Genomic DNA, 22,579 nt, shown 5'->3' on the forward strand with positions numbered 1-22,579 from the left:
CTCAGCCGACCGCACCTCGGCCAGCGGGCATTTTCCGTGTAGGCGTGGGGTGTCGAGGGCTGAACCGTTGTGGGTGGAGACGTTCACAAGGCTGCGGATGCGGCAGTCCGGGCGGCCGCTGAAGGTCGTGCGGGGACGGGGCGGGAACGGTCCTGGCGGCGGTCGGCCGCGGTGCCTGCCGCTGGCGAACCGGGTACTACTGGTGGCCGTCTACTACCGCACGAACCTCACGATGCGGCAGCTCGCGCCGCTGTTCGGGGTCTCGCCGGCGACGGTCCGCCGGGTGATCCAACGGCTGCGGCCGCTGCTCGCGATCGTGCCGGCCACCCGCCCCACCGACGCCGTCGAGCGGCTGTGGATCGTGGGCGGCACCCTGATCCCGGTCCGCGTCCGCGCGGTCAAAGCGTCCTCGCGCAACGATCGTTTCTCAGCGAACGTGCAGGTCATCATCGACGCTGACACGAAACTGGTGGTCGCGGAGGCCTGGCCCGTGCCGGGCAACACCGCGGACGCGAAGGCATGGCGAGGCTCCGGCCCGGCACTGTGGGGGCGTGACCGTGCCGGCCGACGGCGCCTACATCAACACCGGCCTGGTGGTCCCGCACCGCAGCCACCCGGGTCGGCCCCTGCTGCCGGGCGAGGAGGAGGACAACACAGAACACCGTCGGGTGCGCGCCCGGGTCGAGCACGCCTTCGCCCGTATGAGGCACTACAAGATCCTCCGTGACTGCCGCCAACGCGGCGACGGCCTCCACCACGCGGTTCAGGCCGTCGCCCGCATGCCCCACCTCGCCGCATGACCAGGCACGCCCTGAAACCTGCCCTACCCTGCCCGGACACGGCCTTCTGCAACACGCTTTGGCGCATCAACGGCCTCCCGCCACAGCACGTGCGGGAACGGGTTCCCGCTTGCCCCCCTCTGCCGGCGCCAGGCACTTGGTCGCGGCTGTGGAACAGCCCATGCCGAGAGCAGACCGAGACACTTCAAAGCCAAAGCACCATCCATCGCACAGCCGAAGGGCCTTGCCTGGTCATCGGCCGTACCACCCGAGAAGAAGGAGCCCTCATGCGATCCACTACGGCGTACAACAGCATCCACCTCACCTGCTCGCCCCAGGCGGCGTACGAGTTCGTGACCAAGCCCGACAACTGGGTGGGGACGCACCCTGTGACAGTCGAGGTTGGCGGGGACGGCACCGGGCAGCCCGCCGGCCAGGGTGTCAGCTGGACGGAAATGATCTCCGCCCACGGGAAGGAGCCCTACCGGGTGGAATGGACGGTCACTGAAGCAGTCCCCGGTGCACGGTGGGTGATCGTGTGCCCCAATCTCCGGGGGCCGGGAGAGTACTGCCAGATCGTGTACACCTTCGATGAAAGCGACGGAGGGACGGAATTCACGCGCGTGATGACCATCCATTCTCCTGTCAATGACGTACACGGCCAGTACCTGGAGAACGTCAAGAAGGCACTGGAGGGCTGAATACCCCGTGCCGCATTCCGTGCAGGGCGCCCCTGATGGCGTCCCGCACACTTTGCGCCATCGCGGACCGCGAGGCGTAGGGCTCCACGGTTGAGGACTGCGCGGCGGATCGGTCACTGCATCAACCCGTCCGGGCCAGTGCCGGGCCACACCTGAGCCCGCGCCACGGCGTGACCCGTCACTGGCTCCTGACCGGCTGTCCGATCTCAGCAGGCGGCTTCCGGCGCCTACGCGCCCGCCGGGAACGACGCGACGACGTCCACGACGCCCTCCTCGGCCTCGCGACCTGCGTCGTCACCCACCGTCACGTCCAACGCCATTGTCAGGACCTCTACGGAGCGTTCGACGACCCCGTACTGCCTTGGAGATCCGAAAGCCGCTCGTCAGCAGCGGGAGCCCCGGGGACCTCTCCAAAACGCACAGCCTCATCAACTCGCGTGGACGTGAAGGAACCGGAAGGCCGTTCTCGCAGGTCAGCGACCGTCATCATTCATCGGAGCAGGACACTGCGCTGGCTGGTCTCTTCCGCGACATCTGATGCGAGGATGCCGCCGCACCCTGTCTGACCTGCCACTCAGGGGGTCAGGGAGGGGTGGGGCGGCGCCTCTGGGACTTCTCTGGGACGGTGAGCCAGCACTGGGGTACCTCCTGGGCCCACCAGGCCACAGCGTCGTCGTCCCGCTCCATCGCGCGCCGGGCCGGGACCTGGCAGGACCAGCCATTGCGCACCAGCGGCTTCCGCACGACCTGAACCGTGCAGATTCAGGTGGAAACGCCGGCCGGTCACCGTCTTCGCGGCTCAGGGGCCGGCGTTGGTCTCCCGGCCGTGCACGGCCGGCCCCCTGGTCGGCTCCGCCTCCAACTGGGCGAAGGGCTTCCCGCTCAGCCTCGGCAGCGGCGCCGGGAAGGCTGAGAGACGCCGCGGGCAGGGCCGCCGTCGCGAGCGCCGCGGTGCCGCCCGCCCGGACCAGCGGAACCTCTTCGTGACCGAGTGATGATCGGTCGTGGCGACGGACCCGCGAGGGCGGCTTGCTGTCGGGACGGCTGAGTAGTGCCCCACGCGCTCGGCCGGGAACTGACAGAGCGCGCATGCCCCACGCCTCCGAACTCCGGACCGAGAAGTGTTTGCATTGGAGCGCACTCCAGCTCCTAAGGTTCGGCGGCATGCGATACATCAAGCTCGGAACGACCGGACTGGAAGTCTCCGCCCTCACCCTCGGCTGCATGAGCTTCGGCGAGCCGGACCGGGGAGGCGAGCCCTGGTCGCTGGGCGCGGACGCCAGCCGGGACATCATCAAGCAGGCCCTCGAATGCGGCGTCAACTTCCTCGACACGGCCAATGGGTACAGCGCCGGAAGCAGCGAGGAGATCGTCGGCCAGGCGGTCAAGGACTTCGCCCGGCGCGAGGAGGTCGTTCTCTCCACCAAGGTCTGGATGCGGATGCGCCCCGGCCCGAACGGCGCCGGGCTGTCCCGCAAGGCGATCTTCGCCGAGCTCGACGCCTCCCTGAAGCGACTGGGGACCGACTACATCGACCTGTACCAGATCCACCGCTGGGACTACGACACCCCGATCGAGGAAACCCTTGAGGCGCTGCACGACGCGGTCAAGTCCGGGAAGGTCCGTTACATCGGAGCCTCTTCCATGTACGCCTGGCAGTTCGCCAAGGCCCTGTATCTGGCTGACCTGAACGGCTGGACCCGGTTCGTGTCGATGCAGGACCACTACAACCTCATCCACCGAGAAGCAGAGCGGGAGATGATCCCGCTCTGCGCCGACCAGGGCATCGGCGTGATCCCGTGGAGCCCGCTGGCGCGGGGCAGGCTGACGCGGGTCCGGGACACCGCCACGGCGCGCGCCGAGACCGACGAGAGCGGCAGGATCCTCTACCGCGACGAGGACCAGGCAGTGGCTGAGCGCGTTCACGAGATCGCGGGCAAGCGCGGTCTGTCCCCGGCCCAGGTCGCCCTGGCCTGGGTCATGCGCAACCCGGCGGTGACCTCGCCCATCGTCGGGGTCACCAAGCCGGCCCAGTTGGCCGACGCGGTCGCCGCGGTGGACGTCGAACTCGACGAGGACGAAGCCGCCTACCTGGAGGAGCCCTACCAGCCGCACGAGGCCGCCTACCTGGAGGAGTCCTTCTACAAGTCGCGCCCTGTGGCGGGCTCCCGGTAGTGCGGGCTACCGCCGGGCCTTCCACGAGCCCTCGGCCCCGGCCTTCACAGCCCTGTGGTCGGCCCGGCGTTCCCGGCGGACTCGCAGCCGTCGGAAGCCGAGCAGCCAGGCGAAACTTCGCTCCACCACCCACCGGTAGAGGGACTGTAAATCGCTCGGTGTAGCTGTCGCCTGGCGAAAGGTGACCGTTCTTACCAGGTAACGGGTAGTTCGTGTACTCCGTAGATGACGGCGTCGTATTTGAAAGGCACCTCCGCGACGTCGACCGCCGTGCGCAGCGTGGGGATGCGGCGGAAGAGCGTGGGATAGATGACCTGGAGTTCCATTCGGGCCAGGGGTTGGCCGACACAGTGGTGGGTGCCAGCGCCGAATGCCAGGTGGGAACGGGCGTCGCGGGTGATGTCCAGGGTGTCGGGCTCGATGAAGACGTCAGGGTCCCGGTTGGCGAGTTCACTCAGGAGGATGACACCGTCGCCGGCTTTGATGGTCTGGCCTGCTACCTCGATGTCCTCCAGGGCCGTACGGCGTCGGCCCAGGTGAACGATGGAGAGGTAGCGAAGCAGCTCCTCCACCGCATTGGCGATCACCCTGGGGTTGTCCGTGTCGCGGATGGTGGCGAGCTGATCGGGGTGCTCCAGCAGCAGAAGTGTGCCCAGAGTGATCATGTTGGCAGTGGTCTCGTGGCCACCGAGCAGCAGGAGTACCCCCATGGTCGCGGCTTGGCCGCGGGTCAGTTCTCCATCCTCGACGCGGCCGGCGAGTTGGGAGAGCAGATCCTCGCCGGGTTCGCTGCTCTTGCGCTCGACCAGGTCGTCAAGGTACTCGGCGAGATGGGTGTGCGCAGCGTGCCGGGCTGCGGCCGTGGCGTGGGAGGAGACGATGGTCTTGCTGTTCGTCTGAAAGAATTCGTGGTCCTCATAAGGGACGCCCAAGAGCTCGGAGATGACCAGGGAAGGGATGGGCAGGGCGAAGGACTGCACGAGGTCAGCCGGTTTGGGGCCCGCGAGCATGGTATCGATGAAGTCGTCGGTGATCCTCTGGACGAGCGGCCGCATCGCCTCGATGCGCTTCATGGTGAACACTCCGCTGACCATGCGCCGTAGACGGGCGTGTTCGGGGTCGTCCATCCCCACGAAGCTCATGTCCGTCTTGTGGTCTCCGACGCTCTGCGGGGCGACGGGGCTGGGGAACCCGGGCTGGGCGAAATCGGCACTGAGGCGGGGATCGCCGAGCAGGGCCTTCTGCTCGGCGTGTCGGGTCACCACCCACGGGGTGCTCTCCCCCCAGGACTTCACCCTGCTGACAGGTCCACGGTCCCTGAGGGCGCGCATTTCCGCCGAGACGCCGAAGGGACAGGCGGAGGAACGGGGGTGGGGGAACTCAGGGATGTCGGTGGTCAAGGGGCTGGTCCTGGGCGTCGTGGTCATGTTCGTCCTTCGGCGGTTGGATACGGTGCCCGGCACGAGTCCGGACCGCGGTGGGGTGTTGCGCGTCAGGCCGACGCTGACGGGCCACGAGGGTCGATGCCGGCTGTCGTACCGGTGGGGGTAAGCCGCGCAGCGCGCTCCCGGCTCGGCAGTCGGGCCTGCGCGGGCGTGATCCGGTCGGTCAGGGAGACAACCGGACCAGCCGTCCTGGACCGTGACACCTGTACCGCGGTGCGCGCGGCGCAGCTCTCCCTCGGCGGTCGGGCCGGCCGTCGGGGAGATTCACACGTCCTCACCGAGGTGAATGGCGGCGGCAGGACATACCCCCGCCGACTCCTTGACGGCCGGGTGCTGGTCTTCCGGCGGCTCGGCGTCCAGCAGAACGACGATGCCGTCCTCGTCGCGCTGATCGAACACGTCGGGTGCGATCAGCACGCACTGTCCGGCGCCGCAGCACTTCTCCTCGTCAACGACGATTTTCATACGCGCGGTTCCTCCCTTGTCGGTGCGGATCGACGGTCAGGTGTGGTTCGGTGCAGGGTGACCTCTGCGGTGAGGAGGCCGACGAGCGCGTCGACGAGCATGTCGGCTGTGTCTTCCCACGTACGGTGCAGGGGGGCGGCCCCCTCCGCCAGGGCGCGTTCACGTTCCGCACAGGTGTGAGTGATCAAGTGCCGTGCCATGTCACCGCGCGCCGCGCGGACGGGGGCCGGCAGGTGGGTGAGGCAGCTGCCGAGAGCATCGAGAATGTGCCAGAGGTGGGGGCGGGAACGCACATCCTCCATGACGAGGTTGCGCATCAGGGGGTCGGTCATCACCTGGACCGAAAAGCGGGCGTTCCAGGATGGTGCGCCCAGGCCGGCCAGATGGTCTGTGACAGGGCGGACCAGACAGCCGACCCAGCCCCTGATCGGGTCGCTTCCCTCGACTTGCGACACGTACAACTGCCGGATTCGGTCGACCTGTTCACCGTGGCGAGCCATGATCGCACCGATCAGTGTGATCCGGTCACCGAAGTGGTAGCTGACGGCCGTGACGTTCCGTTGCCCAGCGGCTTCTGCGATCTGCCTGTTGGAGACGGCGGCCGGACCGTGTTCGGCGATGAGCCTTTCCGCCGCGGCCATGATCGCCTGGCGGGTGTTTGTGGTACGGCGGGTGCGAGGCGTGTTCACGGTGGTCACCAAACCACCGGCAGCTCACGCAGAGGAGCAGTGAGAAGCCCCTCGTGAGAGCGGAGTTGATCGGCGCCCACCGCGAGGTCGAGGGTGGGCAGGCGCCGCAGCAGGACGCTGAGCGCCGCCTCCATCCCGGTACGGGCCAGTGGCCGCCCGAGGCACGAGTGGGCCCCGGCACCGAAGGCCAGGTGTGGGTTCGGAGTCCGCCCCAGGTCCATCTTGTCCGCGTCCTCCCAGGCGCGCTCGTCCCGGTCGGCCGCCGCCATGCCGCACACGACCGTGGTCCCCGCCCGCACCAGACCGCCGGGGAGTTCCACGTCCTCGTGCGTGTGACGGAGCATGCCGAAGTTGCTGCCGCTTGGGTCACATCGGAGACTCTCCTCCACTGCCAGGCGTGTCAGGGAAGGGTCGCGAAGCAGCCTCTCCCAACGCCGGCGGTCGGACAGGAGACGCGCCACCATGAGGGAGATGAAGCCTGCGGTCGTCTCGTGCCCGGCCAGGAACAGTGCCTGCCCGGTGGCGGCCAGGACGTCCTCGGCCATCGGTTCGCCCGTACCGCCCGCCCCGGCCAACAACAGGCTGAGCAGATCGTCCCCTGGCCGAGCGCGCTTGCCCTCGATGAGGCCGGACATATAGGCGGCGAACTCCGCGTGAGCCGCCTGCGTCTCCTCACGGGTGAACCGGGCGGTGTCGAGGAAGATGTCGGACCAGTTCTTGAACCTGTCCCGGTCACCCTCCGGCACCCCCAGCATGCGGCAGATGACGAAGACGGGCAGCGGGAAGGCCAGCCCTGCCACCAGATCCGCGGGGCAGCCCTGTTCGAGCAGTCCGTCGACGAGCTTGTCACACATGGCTTCCATGTCCGGGCGCAGGGCGGCCATCCGCTTGGCGGTGAACCATCTGCCGACCGTGCGCCGCCACCGGTCGTGCCCAAGCGCGTTCACCGTGCGGCCCATCGGACTGTCGAAGACGCCCCCGGAGTTCCCGGCCGCCGCTAGCGCGGCGTCCGGCCGCATCAGTCCTTCACGGCTGAAGCACGGGTCCGACAACGCGGTGCGCACGCCCTCGTACCGGCTCAGAAGTGCGGCCTCGTCGCCGCTGGGCAGCGCCACCCGCGCCACCGGACACTTCTCCCGCAGTCCCTCCCGCTGAGGTGCCGGCCGGAGAGCGGAGGGAGCTTTCACCGGGTAGGGAAGCGGCTCCGCGGCGCTTACCTCGGTCACGGGTGTCTCCTTGTCGGCCCTGGGTGAAGCGGCTCCCAGTGGAACACCCGGGCTGGATTAAGTCAATCGAATGACTTATTGTCGCGGAACGTCGTCCGCCGGTGGCAGCGGGCCGGGCCGGGACAGGGCGGCGGAACGGAGCCCCGGTCAGTCGGCCGCGGGGGCGCGCAGGCGGGCGGTCTGCCGGGGGTCGGCCTCCCAGGTGTCCGCTGAGGTGCGTACGAGCGCCACGCCGTAGTGGGTGCGGGCGGATTCGGGCGACACGTAGCCCTCGCGGACGTCGGCGACCACCTGTTCCACCGGGCGGGTGCGGGGGTCGCCGTATCCGCCGCCGCCCGCCTGACAGACGCGTACGACGTCTCCGGGCGCGAGGGTCACGCTGCCGCTCTCGACGGTGATGGCGGCCTCGCGGTCGGTGCCGGGGTTGACGGTGAGGACGGAGGGCCGGCCGGGCAGCCCGCCGTCCTTGCCCGCGGGCGGGGTGAGTTCCCGGCCGTTGCGGGTGGTGAAGCGGGCGGGCGCGAGGACCCGGTACTCGCGCAGGTAACCGAGGCCCCCGCGGTGGCGCCCTGGGCCGCCGGAGTCGGTGACGAGTTCGAAGCGCTCGACGCGTACCGGGAACTCCGTCTCCAACACCTCGATGGGGGTCAGGCTGCCGTTGGCGACGTGCACCTTGGACGCGGACACGCCGTCCTTGTTCCAGCGCGCGCCCATGGCGCCCGCCGGCAGCTCGTACTGCACCTTCGGGGAGGAGGCGCCGGGGAGCCGGTAGGAGAAGGTGCCGTTGGTGCCGCTGCTGCTCTCCGCGATCCGGCCGGCCGTCAGCGCCTTGCCGAAGGCGTCGAAGAGGGCCTCCGCCGTCGCCACCGCGACCGGCATGTACGTGTTGACCGGCGCGGGCGGCAGCGGGTCGAGGAGCGAACCGGGCCGGAACGACGCCGTGATGGCCTGGAAGAAGCCCGAGTTGGAGGGCATCTCGGGGTCGACGAGGCACTTGAGGGCGTACGAGCACACCGCGCGCACCAGCGGCGGGCGGATGTTGTAGGGACCGGTCATCTGGTCGTCGGAGCCGGTGAAGTCGAAGGCGACGCGGTCGCCCCCGATGGTGACGGCGACCCGGATCGCCACCGGCCGGCCGTCGGCCATGCCCTCGGAGTGCAGGAGCCGGGTGCCGGTGTAGCGGCCGTCCGGCCACTCCGCCACGGCCGCCCTGATCCGCTGCTCGGTGAGGTCGAGCAGCCGTCCTGAGGCGGTGTGCAGGGTGTCCTTGCCGTACTTGGCGCACAGCGCGCGCACCCGGTCGGCCGCGAGGTGGGTCGCCCCGACCTGTCCGCGCAGGTCACCGAGGACGAGGTGCGGGGTGCGGCTGTTGGCCCTCAGCAGGGTCTCCACCTCGGGCGAGGGGGCGAAGCCGCGGTGGTAGCGCACCGGCGGCACCATCAGGCCCTCGTGGTAGATCTCCCTGGCCTGGCTGGAGTTGGTGCCGGGCACCAGCCCGCCGATGTCGGACTTGTGGGCGATGCTGCCGCTGAAGCCGAAGACCTCGCCGTCCACCACGACCGGCGCCACGACCGCCATGTCGGTGGCGTGCGGACTGCCGCCGTAGTAGGGGTGGTTGACGAGGAAGGCGTCGCCGTCGCGCATCTCCTCGACCGGGTAGGCGCGCAGGATGTTCTCGATGGTCTCGGGGAACGCGCCGAGGTGCAGCGGGAGCACCGTGTACTGCGCGACGACCCGGCCCGCCAGGTCGGCGATGGCGCAGCTGGCGTCCTTCGACTCGCGGATGATGGTGGAATAGCCGGTGCAGAAGAGGGAGTTCTGCATCTCCTGAACCACTCCGATGAGGCTCTGCCGGATCACTTCGACAGTGATGGCGTCGGCAGGGCCGAAAGCCGTCCGTCCCGGTCCTTCGTCCGTGGTGGCGGTGGGGCGTGCCGCGGTCTCTTCGCTCACCTGCTTGACCTTTCTGCTGCCGGCCGGACCCGGGTGATCAGGAGGTTGCCGTGGCCGTCGGCCTCGGCCTGCTGCTCGGGGAAGACGACGACGGTGGAGTCGTACTGCTCGACGACCGCGGGGCCGGTGATGCGGTGGCCCGCGCCGAGCCTGGCCCTGGCGTAGACCGGGGTGTCCGCGTACGCCCCGGTGTCGCTGCCCGCCGAGTCGGGGAAGTACGCGGGCCGCGTGCCGACGACGGCGGCGGAGACGGGCCCCTCGGCCGCCGGGAGGGTGGGCAGCGACACGGGCGGTACGAGGCCGATGGCCTGGACCCGGTAGTTGACGACCTCCACCGACTGGTCGGGGGCGGCGTGGCCGTGGCACTGCTCGTGGATGGCGTCGAAGTCGCGCCGGTAGCGTGCGAGGTCGTCCGGGGTCAGCGGCACCGAGGCGACGGGCACCGGGTTCTCGTAACCCTGGCCGCTGTAGCGCATGTCGAGGAAGTAGCGGAAGGCCGTGGCGTCCTTGGGGAAGCCCTCCTGCGAGAGCTGTTTCGCGGCGGTGCGCGCCATCTGCTCGAAGAGTTCGTTGGCGTCCTCGACGCGCAGTTCCCCGATGTCGGTGAGCCTGCTGCGCACCAGGTCGTGCTTGACGTCCGACATCAGCAGGCCGAGCGCCGAGGTCGCGCCGGGCGACGGTGGTACGAGGACCCGGGGGATGCCGAGGTCGAGGGCGATCTGGCTGGCGTGCAGGGGTCCCGCGCCGCCGAACGCGACGAGGGTGAAGTCCCGCAGGTCGAACCCGCGTTCGGTGGAGATGGAGCGGATCGCCTGGCCCATCTTGACGTTGACGATCCGCACGATGCCGTCCGCCGCGCGTACGGTGTCGACGCCGAGGGGGCCCGCCACCTCGGCGACGACGCGCTCGGCGGCGGCCGCGTCGACGGCGAGGCCGCCGTCGAGGAGCGACACCGGGTTGAGGTAGCCGAGCACCACGTTGGCGTCGGTGACGGTCGCGGTGCGCCCGCCCTTGCCGTACGCGGCGGGGCCCGGCACGGCACCCGCGCTGCGCGGGCCGACGTGCAGCGAGCCGTGCCGGTCGACGACGGCCACCGTGCCGCCGCCCGCGCTGACGGTGTTGATGTCCAGCATCGGCACGGCGATGTGCCGGCCCTCCAGTGTGTTCTGGTCGGAGACCGTCGGCTCGCCACCCTGGATGAGCGCGACGTCGCAGCTGGTGCCGCCCATGTCGAAGGTGATGAGGTCGTCGATGCCCACGGCGCGGCCGATCGCCACGGAGGCGGTGACCCCGCCGGCGGGCCCCGACAGGATGGTCGCGACGCCCCGGTCCGGCGTCCGGTCGAAGGGCACGGAGCCGCCGTTGCTCTGCATGGTGAACCTGCGGCCCGGCGCGACGCCGAGCTGTTCGAGCGCGGCGGAGAGCCGGCCGACGTAGCGTCCCACCACCGGGGAGACGTACGCGTTGATCACGGTGGTGCTGAGCCGTACGTACTCCCGCATCTGCGGCAGCAGTTCGCTCGACGTGGTCACCCAGAGCCCGGGGTCGGCGGCGCGCAGGGCCTGCGCGAGCCGCTCCTCGTGCTCGTCGTTCATGAAGGAGAAAAGCAGGCTGACCGCGACCGACTCGACACCGCTCTCCCGGAAGCGGCGCACCGCCTCGGCGACGGCCTCCTCGGAGATCGGCTCCCGGACGGCGCCGTCCGCGCCGAGCCGCTCGGGGATCTCGACCGTGTCGCTCTCCGCGGCGAGCAGTGCGGGCTTGGTGTAGCCGAGGTCGAAGACGGACGGCCCGAAGGGGCGGGACTGCTCCATCGCCTCGTAGACGCCGCGGAATCCGCGGGTGACGGCGAGCCCGACGCGGGCGCCGCGCTCCTCCAGCAGGGCGTTGGTGCCGACGGTGGTGCCGTGGGTGAAGACGGATATGGCGTCCGGCGGCACGCCCTGCTCCTCCAGGGTGGCGAGCCCCGCGAGGAGCGCCTGGTCGGGCTGGTGGGGGCTGGAGGGGACCTTCATGATGCGGTAGGCGCCGGCGGACTCGTCGAAGACGACGAAGTCCGTGAACGTGCCGCCGGTGTCGGTCGCCACGCGGTAGGTCGGGGGGCGCTCTGGCATGGCCGCGGACCTGCTTTCTCGGGAGGTCGGGACACACGGTGCGTGTCGCGGTGGGGTGGGGCGGGGCCGGTGGCCCCGGCGGTGTGCGGGGCGGCTCCGGCGGGGCGCGCCCGTGGTGCGCGGATACCGCGCACGGCGCGGGCGGGGGAGCGCCGGGGCGCGGGCCCCGCCGGCGCGCCGGCGGGGGACGTGCCGGGGTGCGCGGGCCCGGCGCGGCGACGTCCGTCACTGGCGGCGGGGTTCCGGGGCCGCTGACGCGCGGCCCCGGAGGGAGGTTCAGTCGCCGGTCGAGATCAGCGCGCCGCCGTCCACCAGGAGGTCCGTGCCGGTGATGAAGCCGGCCTCGGCGCCTGCCATGAACGCGACGGCGCCGGCGATGTCCTCGGGGGTGCACGCGCGGCCGACGAGGTTGCGGCGCTCGCGGTTCTCCGGTTCGGCGTCGGTGCCGACGGGCGAGCCCACCTTGTTGGGGCTGACGGTGTTCACCCGGATGCCGTGCGGGCCGAGTTGGACGGCGAGGGAGCGGACGAGCGCGTACAGGGCGGCCTTCGCCGTGGGGTAGGCGAGGGCGTTCTTGCGCGCGAACTGCCCGGAGGTGGAGCCGATGTGCAGGACCACACCGCCCTGCCCCTCGGCCACCATCTTCTTGGCGAGGTACTTCGTGGTCAGGAACGCGGACGTGAGGGTCACGTCGAGCACCTTGCGCCACACGTCGTCGGCGAGGTCGAGGACGGTGGCGGGGCGGTCGGTGATGGCGACGCAGTTGACCAGGGTGTCGACGTGTCCGAGCTGCGCCCAGGCCGTCTCGACGAGCCTGCTGACGTCGTCCGCCGAGGAGACGTCGGCGGTGACCGGCACCGCGCTGCCGGGGTGTGCCTCGTTGAGCGCCTTGGCGACGCGCGCCGCGGCCTGCGGGTCGATGTCGACGACGGCGACGCGGGCGCCCTCGCGGGCGAAGCGCTCGGCGACCGCCTCCCCGACGTTGCGGCCGGCGCCGGTGACCACGGCGCGCCTGCCTTCGAGTGGGGACGTCATGTCAGTTCTCTCCTCCGTGGTGGTGTGTGCTGCCTGCCGGGTTCCGGGGCGTCACGCGCCGTACCGGTCGAGGTCGTAGCGGCGCGGCTTGAGGACCCGGCAGACCTCGCGGTTGACGGCGGCCTGGGGCAGGCCGATGCCCTTGGCCGCCGCCATCTCGGAGACGATCTTCATGTCGTCCTCGGCCCAGGCCATCGTCTGGTTGTTCCAGTTGTCCAGGGCGTGGTTGGCGGCGCTCGACATCTTGAGCGCCTCGCGCAGCGACTCGATGTCGACGCCGTGCCGGTGGGCGAGGGCGAGGCCCTCGTGGTCGGCGACGAGGCAGGCCCAGAGGATGAGGTTGTTGACGGCCTTGGCGACCTGTCCCGCGCCGATGTCGCCGATCCTGACGATGTCGGAGGAGTAGGCGCGGGCGACCTCGGTGAACTTCGCGGCGGCCTCCTCGGTGCCGCCGAGCAGGGAGAGCAGTTCTCCGGCGTCCGCGGCCCACGAGCCGCGGCACACCGGCGCGTCCACGACGTGCACGCCGTGCTTCTGGGCGGCTTCGGCGAGGCCGCTCATGACCTCGGGCGACACGGTGCTGAGGACGGCCACCACGGCGCCCTCGCGGAGGGTGCCGAGGATGCCGCCGGCGCCGAGCATGAGCTCCCTGAGCTGTTCCTCGTAGCCGACGCAGACCAGTACTGTGTCGCACTCCGCCGCGATGTCCGCAGGGGAGCCGGTGAAGCGGGCCCCGCGCTCGCCGACCGCGGGCTCCTTGCCCGCGTCCACGTCGTGCACGAGCACGGTGAAGCCGTGACGTACCAGGTGGCCGATGATGGGCATGCCCATCCGGCCCGCTCCCAGCACTCCTACCGTCGTCTGTCCTGTGGCCATGCCGGCTCTCTCCTCAGTTCGTGCGGAACGGGACCCGCGGGGTGCGACCGCGGCGGCGGGTCCCGGGGGTGCGCGCGGTGGCGCGGCGCGGGGGCGGCGCGGTCCTCGCCGTCCGGTCTTCGGGGGCGGTCAGTCGCGCTGCCAGCGCAGGGCCCACTGTTCGAGCAGGCCCACCAGCAGCATGCCGATCGCGATCATGAGCATCAGGACGACGATCCCGGCGAACACCGTCGCGGAGTCGAAGTTCTGCGTGGCGGTGTTGATGAGGTAGCCGACGCCGTCCTGCGAGGCGATGAACTCGCCGACGATCACACCGATCATGGCGAAGGACACCGAGGACTTCATGCCGGAGAGCACCGGGACGCTGATCTGCGGCAGTGTGACCCGGCGGATGATCGTGGTGCGGCGCGCGCCCATCACCCGCAGCACGTTGACCAGGTTGTCGGGCATGGTCAGCACACCCATGTAGGTGTTGTAGAACATCACGAAGAACACGGTCATGGCGGCGATGGCGATCTTCGACTGCACACCGATGCCGAACCAGATGAGGAAGAGCGGGGCGAGTGCGATCTTCGGGATGCCGTTGACGGCCGCGATCAGCGGGCTCAGCACGGCGGCGCCCAGGCGCCAGTAGCCGAGGACGAGCCCGACCACGAGCCCTCCGACGACGCCCACGGCGTAGCCGAGGACGAGTTCCTCCGCGGTGACGCGGATGTCGGTCCACAGGCCGGGCTGGACGCCGGTGGCGTATTCCCAGAGCGTCTTGGCGACATGGGTGGGGCTGCTGATGAGGTAGTCGGGGACGAGCCGGTCGTCGGCCAGCTGCCACAGCGCGAGCACCACGAGGAAGACGAGTACGCGCAGGGCCCAGGTGCCCCAGGCGGGTCCTGGGCGGCCGGCCGCCGCGGCGTCGGGCACGGGGACGGCCGCGGTGTCCTCTGCGGGGGTGAGGCCTGCTTGAGCGTTCACTTCGACAGTCCTCCCATCGAGATCTCGGCGGCGAACATGTCCCACAGGACACGGTGCTGTTCGGCGAACTCGCGCAGTTCCGAGATGTGGAAGGCGTCTCTCGGGCGCGGGATCCCGACGGGCTCCGCGGCCTTCACCCGGCCGGGGCGCCGGCTCATGACGATCACCCGGTCGGCCAGGGTGAGGGCCTCGGAGAGGTCGTGGGTCACGAACAGCACCGTCTTCTGGTGCTGGTCCCAGATGTCGAGGAGTGTGCCCTGCATGACGGCCTTCGTCATGGCGTCGAGTGCGCCGAAGGGCTCGTCCATCAGCAGGATCGGCGGGTCGTACACCAGGGTGCGGGCGATGGAGCAGCGCTTCTGCATGCCGCCGGAGAGCTGGTGGGGGTAGCTGGTGCGGAACTGGTCGAGCCCGACGAGTGTGATCCACTGGTCGACGAGCCTGTCCTGCTCCTCGGCCGGCGTCCTGCGGATCTGGAGGGGCAGCCGGATGTTCTCGTCCACGGTGAGCCAGGGCAGCAGGTTGGAGTCCTGGGTCACGTAGCCGATGTCGGGGACGAGCCCCGTGACGGGCCTGCCGTGCACCGTGACCTGTCCGCCCGTCGCCGGGGTGAGCCCTGCGACCAGGTTGAGCAGGGTGCTCTTGCCGCATCCGCTGGGCCCGACGATGGCGCAGAACTCGCGCTCGCGCACGTCGAACGTCACCTCGTGCAGCGCCTCCACCGGGGTGGAGTTGCGGCGGCTGCGGAACATCAGGGAGACCTTGTCGAAGCGGACGGCGTGGTCCACGGGGGCGGGGTCCTTCACCGTCGTGGCGGAGCCCTCGGGTCCGGGCCCTTCGTGGTGGCTCTGCATGCTGATCACCTGTTCGCGTTGGCGGCAAGCCGGTTGGGCGGGCGCCGGCGGGGGCCGGCGGCTCGCGGGGGCCGGCGGCTCGCGGGGGCCGTGGGGAGCCGGTGCCGGGCGCGGCCCGGGAGCGTGGCGTTCGGTGTGCGGGGAGGGGTACGGGAGGGCGCGCCGGGGAGTTCGGGCCGGGCGGCGCGCGGCGGGGCCGGCGGGCGAGGGCCGGCCGGGTCGGGCGGCTGGGCCGCGGGCGAGGCGGCCGAACCGGTCGGGCCGGCCGGGCGGGTCAGCCGGCGGGCGCGGCAGCCGGGCGCAGTCTGCTGGTCACGATGTAGTCGTTGGTCCAGGTGCCCTGGTTCTCCTTGAGGTTGACGCTCGACGTGTTCGGTACGTCGCTGCCCTCGGCCTCCTCGCGCACCCCCTGCCACCCGGCGGCGGTCATCTTCCCGTCGGGGGCGAAGGTGACGTACTCCAGGCTCTGGAGCAGCACGTCGTCGCTCATCTTCGGATAGTGCTCGCGCTCCACGTCGAGCACGGAGCGCGGGTCCTTCGCCATGGTGTTGTCGGCTCTGGCCAGGCCGGTGGCGACCGCCTCGACGACGTCGGGGTGGGCCTTGGCGAAGCGGGAGGAGACCACGAGGACGTCGTAGGTCATGCTGCGCAGCGCGGGCACCGAGTGCAGGGTCGCGACGATCTGCGCCTGGTTCTGCGCCTGCGCGAAGTAACTGTTGGGCGGCGAGAGGAGGATGGCGTCGACCTGTCCGTGCTGCACCGCGGCGAGCGCGGCGGACTGGGTCTTGATCATGATGGTCTTGAACTGGTCCTGGTCCACCCCCGCCTGCTTCATCAGGTAGTGGTAGTAGGTGAGGTCCGTGGTGGACACGACACCCAGGGTGGCCCCGGTCAGGCCGCGCATCACCGTGGTGAGCGGCTGCTGCGGGGAGAGATGGTGCGCGGCGATCCACTTCTTGGACGCGGCGAGCTGGAGGGAGACGCCGTAGTCGAGCGAGGCGACGGCCTGGAGGGGCACGCGTTTGGTCTTGGCGCTGAGCAGCGCGGTGGACGACGCCGTGACGAACTGGACGCTGCCGCTCTGGAGCGCGGCGAAGGCGGTACTGCTGCCGCCGAGCAGCTCCTGTCTGGCGGTGACGCCCTCCTTCGCGAAATAGCCCTTGGCCTGGGCGACGTCCACGGTGGTGAAGCCGATGGTGTCCACGGCCTTGCCGATGGTGACTTCCTTCGTTCCGTCAGGTGCGGTGTGGACGGCGGCGTTCGACAGGTTCGCGCAGGCGGTGGCGAGGACCGCGACGAGGAGGGCCGCGAGCGACACTCGCAACCGGTGCCGGCCTGGGTGGCGGAGGCGCGGTGGGCCACCGCCCTGCTGTGGGCCCTTGCGGGCACGTGCACACGTCTGATCTCGCATCGGGTGTCCCGTTCTCGATGGATGGCGGACACAGCCGGCGGCGACTGCGTGAACGGCGCCGAGAAACACAACGTCTCGGCCGGCGTTCTCCGAGGTGGTACGGGGTGGAGCGCTCCGATGGCCTTACCAACTAACCCTTGATTTGATTCGACCATCGGTGCGTCACAGGCGTCAAGAGTCGTGCACGCGTCGTGCGCGGGCGGAGCCGCTCCCCGTACGCGTGGACATCTCGCCGCTCGTCGGGGTGACACGGCCGTGGTGTGGCCCCCCGGTGGGCATGCTGCCCTTCCGGGGCCTCGCGGCCTGGACGCGGGGTGGAGCAGGGGGAGGGCGCGGATGCCACGGGAGGGTCTGCGGAGCGAGGATGTCGGGCTGCTTGCGGCCGGGGTGGCCGATCTGGCACTGAGTACCTGCGGTGCGGCGTTGCGGACGGCCGGGGGCCTGCTGGGGCGCTCCGACGCGGGAGACCTCGCGGCCCAGGGGCGGCAGGATCTCAGGGCGCGGGGCCGGCTGCCCCTGGACCGGCTGGGGGTGGGCGGCGAAGCGCATCTGGAGGTGCTGGCGCGCCACGCGCGTTCCCGCGGCGACGCGGAGGGCGCCGGTGCCTGAGCTGCCGGAGCAGACTGCGCTGCGGGCGCGGGTCGACCGGGAGTTGGCGCGGTTCGTCGGAGCGGAGACCGACGCGCTGGTCGCGGTGAACAAGAGCCTGGCCCCGCTCCGCGGGGTGCTGAGGGCGGCCACCGGGTACGGGAAGCGGCTGCGGTCCGCCTTCTGCTACTGGGGGCGGCGGGACAGCCGGACAGCGACGCGATGGTACGCGCCGCGGCATGCATGAAGCTGGTGCACGCGGCCGCCGTGGTGCACGACGACGTCATCGACGAGAGCGGCCTGCGGCACGGGCTGCCGACGGCGCACGCCGCGCTGCGCGACGCCCTCGCCGACGGCCCGCGGCCGGTCTCCCGTGCCAGGTCGCTCGCGCTGCCGGCCGGGGGTGTTCAGCGAGTACGGCCTGCCCCCTCGGCGAGGCGTTCCAGCTGCGGGACGGCCTGATCGGCCTGTTCGGCGAGCCCTCCACCACCGGCAAGGACGACACCGACGACATCTCGGGCGACCGGCCCACGGCACTCTTCGCGCTCGCCCATGAAGGCGCCACTCCGGCCGAGCGGCGCGAGCTGGGCTCCCTGCTCGGACGCGGCGGCCTGACCGCCGCCCGCGTGGAGCGGGTGCGCGCGGTGGTGGAGCGCACCGGGGCGCGCGACCATGTCGAGGGCATGATCACCGAGCGGGTCCCGGCCGCGACCGGCGCGCCGCGGAGCGCCGGGCTCCCTCGCACTGCCCAGCTGGCGCTGACACATCTGGCGAGCGCCGCCACCACGCGTGAGGACTGGCCTGTTCCGCGCCGTACCCCTGCCGAAGGAGCCGTCCATGACGTACACAGACGAGTTCCTCAACACCCTGCGTACCGTCGGCGACGAGCTGGCCGACGCCACGGTGGCGACCCTCTTCGAGCGGGGCGAGGTGGGGCGAGGTGGGGCAGTGCAACACACTGATGCGCTACGTCACCACCGCCGGCGGCGGCGCGTTGCCTGAGGGGCTGCCCGAGGTGGCCCGGGAGTACCTGCACACGACGAGCAGCCCTCCCGCGTGGGTGGACCGGGACGGGATGGAGAAGGCCCGGCTGCTCTTCATCCACAACAACGTGCACATCTCCACCGCGCTCTCGTTCGCCGCCATGCCGGCCTGCTACGTCGTGCCGCATGTCGCCAAGCCGCTGTCCGCGACGCACTCCCTGTGGTACCCGTCCAAACGCACGGCGGAGACGGGCCGGTCACCGTCCGTCTGATGCAGCCCGGCGCGTCCGAGGCGGGCAGCAGGTTCGCCCCGGCTGCCCAGAAGGTGCGGCTGCTGCACACCTCGATCCGGCACCACCTGGCCCGGGAAGGGCGCTGGGAGGTGGCGGCCCTCGGTACACCGATCCGCCAGGAGGACGTGATCGGCGGTCCAATGATGTTCTCCGTCCAGGTCCTGGACGCCCTGCACCGCCTCGGCGCGCACATGAGCGTGGACGGCGCGCCGGCGCCGGGCCGCCGATCGTTTTAAGTCACCCGCTTGACTTGTCGGGGCGCCACGCGTTCACTGATCGCGGAAGCCGGGACGAGGGGAGAGCGGGATGCGCGGGGACGAGCACGGCACGCCGGCCACGGGCTCCCCACGGGCGGGGTGGTGAGGGTGGCAGGCAGGACGGCCAGGTCCGAGCGGGCCGCGGGCACCGGCGAGGTGCTGCTCGCCGTCGCCGAGCGGCTGTTCGCCGAGCACGGCGTGTTCGCCGTGTCCAACCGGCAGATCAGCGAAGCCGCGGGGCAGGGCAACAACGCGGCCGTGGGCTACCACTTCGGCACCAAGACCGACCTGCTGCGGGCGATCGTCCGCAGACACGCGGAGCGCATCGAGGCCCTGCGCGAGGAGATGCTGGAGCGCACGGGCGACTCCGCTTCCGTACGGGACTGGGTGGCCGTCCTCGTACGCCCCGGCACCCAGCACCTGGCCGAGCTGGGCAGCCCCACCTGGTACGCGCGTTTCGGCGCGCAGCTGATGACGGACCCCGTGCTGCGGGAGCTGATGGTCGACGAGACCTTCGGCCCCACGATCCGGCGGACCCTCGAAGGACTCAACCGCTGCCTGCCCGAACTCCCCCTGCCGGTACGGCTGGAGCGCGCGGACATGGCGCGCAACCTCATGGTCCACATGCTCGCAGAGCGCGAACGCGCCCTGGCCGAGGGCGCCCACACGGCGCGGACGAGCTGGCACGCGTACGCCACCGGACTCATCGACGCGCTCACCGGCCTCTGGCTCGCACCGGTCACCACGGACGGCTGACGCGCGGCGCGGGCCGCGCGGGCAGACGTGCTCCGCGCCCGGTGTCCACACGTCCGTCCCGGTGCCGCCACCGTGCCGGCCGGACGCCCCCGCGCCGGGGGGCGAGGACTGCCCGCGGCCCGCCGCGGTGGACCTGCCCGTGTACGGGCCGCCCCGGACGGCCCCCTTCCGACCGCCGCCCCGCGCAGACCGGGGCGGCGGGGCTCCCCCATCCACCGCGGAAAGGACGCCATGCCCCCCACATCGCACCCGGTCGAGCAGGAGCGGACCGAGATACCCGAGTACCCCATGGCCCGCGCGGCGGGCTGCCCCTTCGACCCCCCTCCCCCGCTGCGGGAACAGCAGCAGGAGTCCCCGCTCACCCGGGTCAGGCTCTGGGACGGCAGCACCCCCTGGCTGGTGACGCGGTACGCGGAACAGCGCGCCCTGCTCGCCGATCCCCGGGTGAGCGCCGACATCACCCGCCCCGGCTACCCGGCCCAGGCGCCCGTCACGGGCAACAGCATCGGCTTCATCCTGATGGACGATCCCGAACACGCCCGGCTGCGGCGGATGGTCACCGCGCCGTTCGCCATCAAACGGGTGGAGGCGCTGCGGCCCCGCGTACAGGAGATCGTGGACGGCCTCATCGACGAACTGCTCGCAGGCCCCCGGCCGGTCGACCTGGTCCAGGCGTTCGCCCTGCCGGTGCCCTCCCTGGTCATCTGCGAACTGCTCGGCGTGCCCTACGCGGACCACGACTTCTTCCAGGACAACAGCAAGACGATCATCAACCGCACCACCTCGGTCGAGGAGCGCACCGCCGCTCTCGGCCGGCTCACCGCCTACCTGGACGACCTCGTGGGGCAGAAGCTCGCGCACCCTCGGGAGGACCTGCTCTCCGGGCTGGCCGAGCGGGTGCGCGGCGGGGAGCTGGAGCGCGCAGAAGCGGCCAGGATGGGCGTGCTGCTGCTGATCGCCGGGCACGAGACGACCGCGAACATGATCGCGCTCGGCACCCTCGCGCTGCTCGAACACCCCGACCAGCTCGACGCGTTGCGCGCCGCCGACGACCCGAAGGACGTGGCGAGGGCGGTCGAGGAGCTGCTGCGCTACCTGCATATCACCCACACCGGGCGGCGGCGCGTCGCGACGGAGGACATCGAGGTGGCGGGCCGCACGGTCCGCGCGGGCGAGGGACTGATCCTCGCCAACGACATCGGCAACCGCGACCCCGAGGCCTTCCCCGACCCCGACCGGCTCGACCTCGGCAGGGACGCCCGCCACCACGTGGCGTTCGGCTTCGGGGTGCACCAGTGCCTCGGCCAGCCGCTGGCCCGGATGGAGCTGCAGGTCGTCTACTCGACGCTCTACCGCAGGGTGCCCACGCTGCGCCTGGCGGCGGACCTCGGCGACATCCCGTTCAAGCACGACGGTTCGGTCTACGGCGTCTACGAGCTGCCCGTCACCTGGTGACCCGCGCTCCCTCCCCCCGACCCCACCAGCACACCGAAGGAACGCCCATGAGGATCGACCTCGACCAGGACAGGTGCGTCGCGTCCGGCCAGTGCGTGCTCGCCGCGCCCGACGCCTTCGACCAGCGGGAGGAGGACGGCATCGCCGTGCTCCTCGTGGAGGAGCCTCCGGCCGGGGCCGAGGAGGACGTCCGGCAGGCCGCGACGGTCTGCCCGGCGCTCGCCATCCGCCTGGCGGAGTGACACCGCAGGTGCCGGGCCGCCGCCGTGCACGGGGGCGGCCGGGCACCGGGCGGGACGCCCTGGCAGAGTGGGCGCGGAACACGCCGCGCCGCGAAGCGCCGCCCGCGGCGGGACACCGCACGACACCCCGCCGCACGACGACGCATCGAGGAGCGGCCCGCGCATGAAGTCGGAACACGAGTTCTTCGACACCTCCACGCAGGAGTGGACCCCGGCGGAGGGCTCCCCCGGCGTCACCGAACGGGTCCTGGCCCGCGGCGAGTCGGAGGCGGAGCTGACCCGGCTCGCCCGCTGGGCGCCGGGCCTCGACACGAGCGCGGCCGGTGTCATCCGGCACGCGTACGTCGAGGAGGTCTACCTGCTGGAGGGGGAGTTGGAGGACCTGACACTCGGAAGGACCTTCGGCGCGGGCCACTTCGCGTCCCGGCCGCCCGGCATGCCGCACGGCCCGTACCGCACCGCGACGGGCTGCGTCATGCTGGAGATCCGCCACCCGGCCCGCTGAGGCCGGGGTACTCGGGCCCGGGTGCCGCGGCCGGGCCCGAGGGGCCCGCGAGCAGCGCCGCCCGGGTGGCGTCGAGGTGGGCCCGGATGGCGCAGGCCGCGGCGTCCGCGTCCCCGCCCTCCAACGCGTCGGCGATCGCGCGGTGTTCGCGCAGCACGGACTCCTGCCGCCCGGCCGAGCGGAAGACCGCGCTGATGCCGCAGCGCACCTGGCGCGCGCGCAGCCCCTCGTACGTCCTCGTCAGCATGGTGTTGCCCGCCGTGCGGACCAGGGCCATGTGGAAGTGGTGGTCCCACCCGATGAAGTCCCCGGCCTGGCCGGGGCCGCTGACCTGGGCCTGCTCGTCGGCGAGCCGCCGCATCTCGGCGACCGGCGCCCTGCCCTGGGCCAGGACCACGCGCGCCGCGTGCGACTCCAGCACGGCGCGCAGGTCCATCAGTTCGGTGACCTCCTGGCCGGACAGCGGGGCCACGTACGCGCCCTTCTTGGGGATGAGGCGGACCAGGTCCTCGGCTGCCAGCAGCAGCAGCGCCTCCCTGATCGGGGTCCTCGACACGCCGATGCTGTCGGCGACCGCCTGCTCGTTCACGAACCGCCCCAGCATCGCCGGGTCGGCGATCACCGTGTCCCTGAGGTAGGCGTACGCCTTCTCGCGGCCCGAGGTGCCTGGCACGGTCACCGGTCCCGCCTCCCTGTGCGCCGTTGTGCGCCGTTGTGCGCGGTGTGGCGCGCTGTGCGCCTCATCGTATCCACCGGTCGTGCGCGGGCCGCGGCGCCGGCCACCCGCGCACGGGCGGGGCCCCGCCAC

21 protein-coding genes and 5 pseudogenes are annotated in these 22,579 nt (G+C 71.4%); 11 read left to right on the forward strand and 15 right to left on the reverse strand.

Features of this window, described 5'->3' with window-relative positions; genetic code table 11:
• Window positions 1-97 precede the first annotated feature (97 nt).
• Together ABEA77_RS00560 and ABEA77_RS00565 are read left to right on the forward strand one after the other, a co-directional pair.
• Window positions 98-800: pseudogene (locus ABEA77_RS00560) on the forward strand (transposase family protein).
• A 266-nt stretch (window positions 801-1,066) separates the two neighbouring features.
• A complete protein-coding gene (locus tag ABEA77_RS00565) occupies window positions 1,067-1,480 on the forward strand; it encodes an SRPBCC family protein (RefSeq protein ID WP_345639774.1) in 414 nt (137 codons plus the stop codon).
• A gap of 643 nt (window positions 1,481-2,123) precedes the next feature.
• On the opposite strand, the pseudogene ABEA77_RS33885 reads toward ABEA77_RS00565, so the two are convergent.
• Window positions 2,124-2,405: pseudogene (locus ABEA77_RS33885) on the reverse strand (helix-turn-helix domain-containing protein); the annotation flags it as partial.
• A 239-nt stretch (window positions 2,406-2,644) separates the two neighbouring features.
• On the opposite strand from ABEA77_RS33885, the gene ABEA77_RS00575 reads away from it, so the two are divergent.
• Window positions 2,645-3,655: an aldo/keto reductase gene (locus tag ABEA77_RS00575; protein ID WP_345639775.1), complete on the forward strand. Its 1,011-nt coding sequence runs from the start codon at window positions 2,645-2,647 to the stop codon at window positions 3,653-3,655.
• Between the two features lie 6 nt (window positions 3,656-3,661).
• On the opposite strand, the gene ABEA77_RS00580 is transcribed toward ABEA77_RS00575, so the two are convergent.
• The 13 genes and pseudogenes from ABEA77_RS00580 to ABEA77_RS00640 all read right to left on the reverse strand — a co-directional run bounded on the left by ABEA77_RS00580 (window position 3,662) and on the right by ABEA77_RS00640 (window position 16,599).
• Window positions 3,662-3,895, reverse strand: a complete 234-nt coding sequence (locus ABEA77_RS00580) for a hypothetical protein (RefSeq protein WP_345640186.1) — start codon at window positions 3,893-3,895, stop codon at window positions 3,662-3,664.
• Window positions 3,847-5,082, reverse strand: coding sequence for a cytochrome P450 (locus ABEA77_RS00585; protein WP_345639777.1), 1,236 nt, complete (start codon window positions 5,080-5,082; stop codon window positions 3,847-3,849). The genes ABEA77_RS00580 and ABEA77_RS00585 overlap by 49 nt, the downstream gene beginning before the upstream one ends.
• Window positions 5,083-5,364: 282 nt before the next feature.
• Window positions 5,365-5,565: a ferredoxin gene (locus ABEA77_RS00590; RefSeq protein ID WP_345639778.1), complete on the reverse strand. Its 201-nt coding sequence runs from the start codon at window positions 5,563-5,565 to the stop codon at window positions 5,365-5,367.
• The gene (locus ABEA77_RS00595) at window positions 5,562-6,254 is read right to left on the reverse strand and encodes a TetR family transcriptional regulator (RefSeq protein WP_425588180.1); all 693 of its coding nucleotides are present in this window, start codon (window positions 6,252-6,254) and stop codon (window positions 5,562-5,564) included. Before ABEA77_RS00595 ends, ABEA77_RS00590 begins: the two co-directional genes overlap by 4 nt.
• A 5-nt stretch (window positions 6,255-6,259) precedes the next feature.
• On the reverse strand, window positions 6,260-7,480 hold the full coding sequence (locus ABEA77_RS00600; RefSeq protein ID WP_345639780.1) for a cytochrome P450: 1,221 nt from the start codon (window positions 7,478-7,480) through the stop codon (window positions 6,260-6,262).
• A 147-nt stretch (window positions 7,481-7,627) separates the two neighbouring features.
• A complete protein-coding gene (locus ABEA77_RS00605; RefSeq protein WP_345639782.1) occupies window positions 7,628-9,433 on the reverse strand; it encodes a hydantoinase B/oxoprolinase family protein in 1,806 nt (601 codons plus the stop codon).
• Entirely contained in the window at window positions 9,430-11,547 is a 2,118-nt protein-coding gene (locus ABEA77_RS00610) for a hydantoinase/oxoprolinase family protein (protein ID WP_345639784.1), read from the reverse strand. The genes ABEA77_RS00605 and ABEA77_RS00610 overlap by 4 nt, the downstream gene beginning before the upstream one ends.
• Window positions 11,548-11,823: 276 nt before the next feature.
• Window positions 11,824-12,582, reverse strand: a complete 759-nt coding sequence (locus tag ABEA77_RS00615) for an SDR family NAD(P)-dependent oxidoreductase (protein WP_345639786.1) — start codon at window positions 12,580-12,582, stop codon at window positions 11,824-11,826.
• A 51-nt stretch (window positions 12,583-12,633) separates the two neighbouring features.
• Window positions 12,634-12,975 (reverse strand): NAD-binding protein, encoded by a 342-nt coding sequence (locus ABEA77_RS00620; RefSeq protein WP_345640189.1) that lies wholly within the window; start codon window positions 12,973-12,975, stop codon window positions 12,634-12,636.
• A pseudogene (locus ABEA77_RS00625) lies at window positions 12,973-13,461 on the reverse strand (NAD(P)-dependent oxidoreductase); the annotation flags it as partial. The pseudogene ABEA77_RS00625 and the gene ABEA77_RS00620, both read right to left, overlap by 3 nt.
• Window positions 13,462-13,587: 126 nt before the next feature.
• Entirely contained in the window at window positions 13,588-14,427 is an 840-nt protein-coding gene (locus ABEA77_RS00630; RefSeq protein ID WP_345639787.1) for an ABC transporter permease, read from the reverse strand.
• Complete coding sequence (locus ABEA77_RS00635) at window positions 14,424-15,281, reverse strand: ABC transporter ATP-binding protein (protein WP_345639789.1); 858 nt, start codon at window positions 15,279-15,281, stop codon at window positions 14,424-14,426. The genes ABEA77_RS00630 and ABEA77_RS00635 overlap by 4 nt, the downstream gene beginning before the upstream one ends.
• Before the next feature lie 274 nt (window positions 15,282-15,555).
• Window positions 15,556-16,599 (reverse strand): ABC transporter substrate-binding protein, encoded by a 1,044-nt coding sequence (locus ABEA77_RS00640; RefSeq protein ID WP_345639790.1) that lies wholly within the window; start codon window positions 16,597-16,599, stop codon window positions 15,556-15,558.
• A gap of 429 nt (window positions 16,600-17,028) precedes the next feature.
• Here ABEA77_RS00640 and ABEA77_RS00645 point away from each other — a divergent pair, with 429 nt between their 5' ends.
• The 8 genes and pseudogenes from ABEA77_RS00645 (at window position 17,029) to ABEA77_RS00675 (ending at window position 21,771) form a co-directional block, all read left to right on the forward strand.
• Window positions 17,029-17,301 (forward strand): polyprenyl synthetase, encoded by a 273-nt coding sequence (locus ABEA77_RS00645; RefSeq protein ID WP_345639792.1) that lies wholly within the window; start codon window positions 17,029-17,031, stop codon window positions 17,299-17,301.
• A 168-nt stretch (window positions 17,302-17,469) separates the two neighbouring features.
• Entirely contained in the window at window positions 17,470-17,742 is a 273-nt protein-coding gene (locus tag ABEA77_RS33890; RefSeq protein WP_425588181.1) for a polyprenyl synthetase family protein, read from the forward strand.
• Between the two features lie 5 nt (window positions 17,743-17,747).
• Window positions 17,748-17,858 (forward strand): annotated as a pseudogene (locus tag ABEA77_RS33895) (polyprenyl synthetase family protein); the annotation flags it as partial.
• Between the two features lie 259 nt (window positions 17,859-18,117).
• A pseudogene (locus ABEA77_RS00655) lies at window positions 18,118-18,771 on the forward strand (oxygenase MpaB family protein); the annotation flags it as partial.
• 141 nt (window positions 18,772-18,912) lie between these two features.
• A complete protein-coding gene (locus ABEA77_RS00660) occupies window positions 18,913-19,569 on the forward strand; it encodes a TetR/AcrR family transcriptional regulator (RefSeq protein ID WP_425588174.1) in 657 nt (218 codons plus the stop codon).
• A 231-nt stretch (window positions 19,570-19,800) separates the two neighbouring features.
• The gene (locus tag ABEA77_RS00665) at window positions 19,801-21,024 is read left to right on the forward strand and encodes a cytochrome P450 (protein WP_345639796.1); all 1,224 of its coding nucleotides are present in this window, start codon (window positions 19,801-19,803) and stop codon (window positions 21,022-21,024) included.
• A 47-nt stretch (window positions 21,025-21,071) separates the two neighbouring features.
• Entirely contained in the window at window positions 21,072-21,266 is a 195-nt protein-coding gene (locus tag ABEA77_RS00670; protein ID WP_345639798.1) for a ferredoxin, read from the forward strand.
• Between the two features lie 163 nt (window positions 21,267-21,429).
• Window positions 21,430-21,771, forward strand: coding sequence for a cupin domain-containing protein (locus tag ABEA77_RS00675; protein ID WP_345639800.1), 342 nt, complete (start codon window positions 21,430-21,432; stop codon window positions 21,769-21,771).
• On the opposite strand, the gene ABEA77_RS00680 is transcribed toward ABEA77_RS00675, so the two are convergent.
• A complete protein-coding gene (locus ABEA77_RS00680) occupies window positions 21,740-22,450 on the reverse strand; it encodes a GntR family transcriptional regulator (protein ID WP_345639801.1) in 711 nt (236 codons plus the stop codon). The two genes, ABEA77_RS00675 and ABEA77_RS00680, sit on opposite strands and share 32 nt — an antisense overlap.
• Window positions 22,451-22,579 lie beyond the last annotated feature (129 nt).

Origin of the sequence: Streptomyces tremellae (genome assembly GCF_039540215.1) — a bacterium.
Lineage (GTDB): Bacteria > Actinomycetota > Actinomycetes > Streptomycetales > Streptomycetaceae > Streptomyces > Streptomyces tremellae.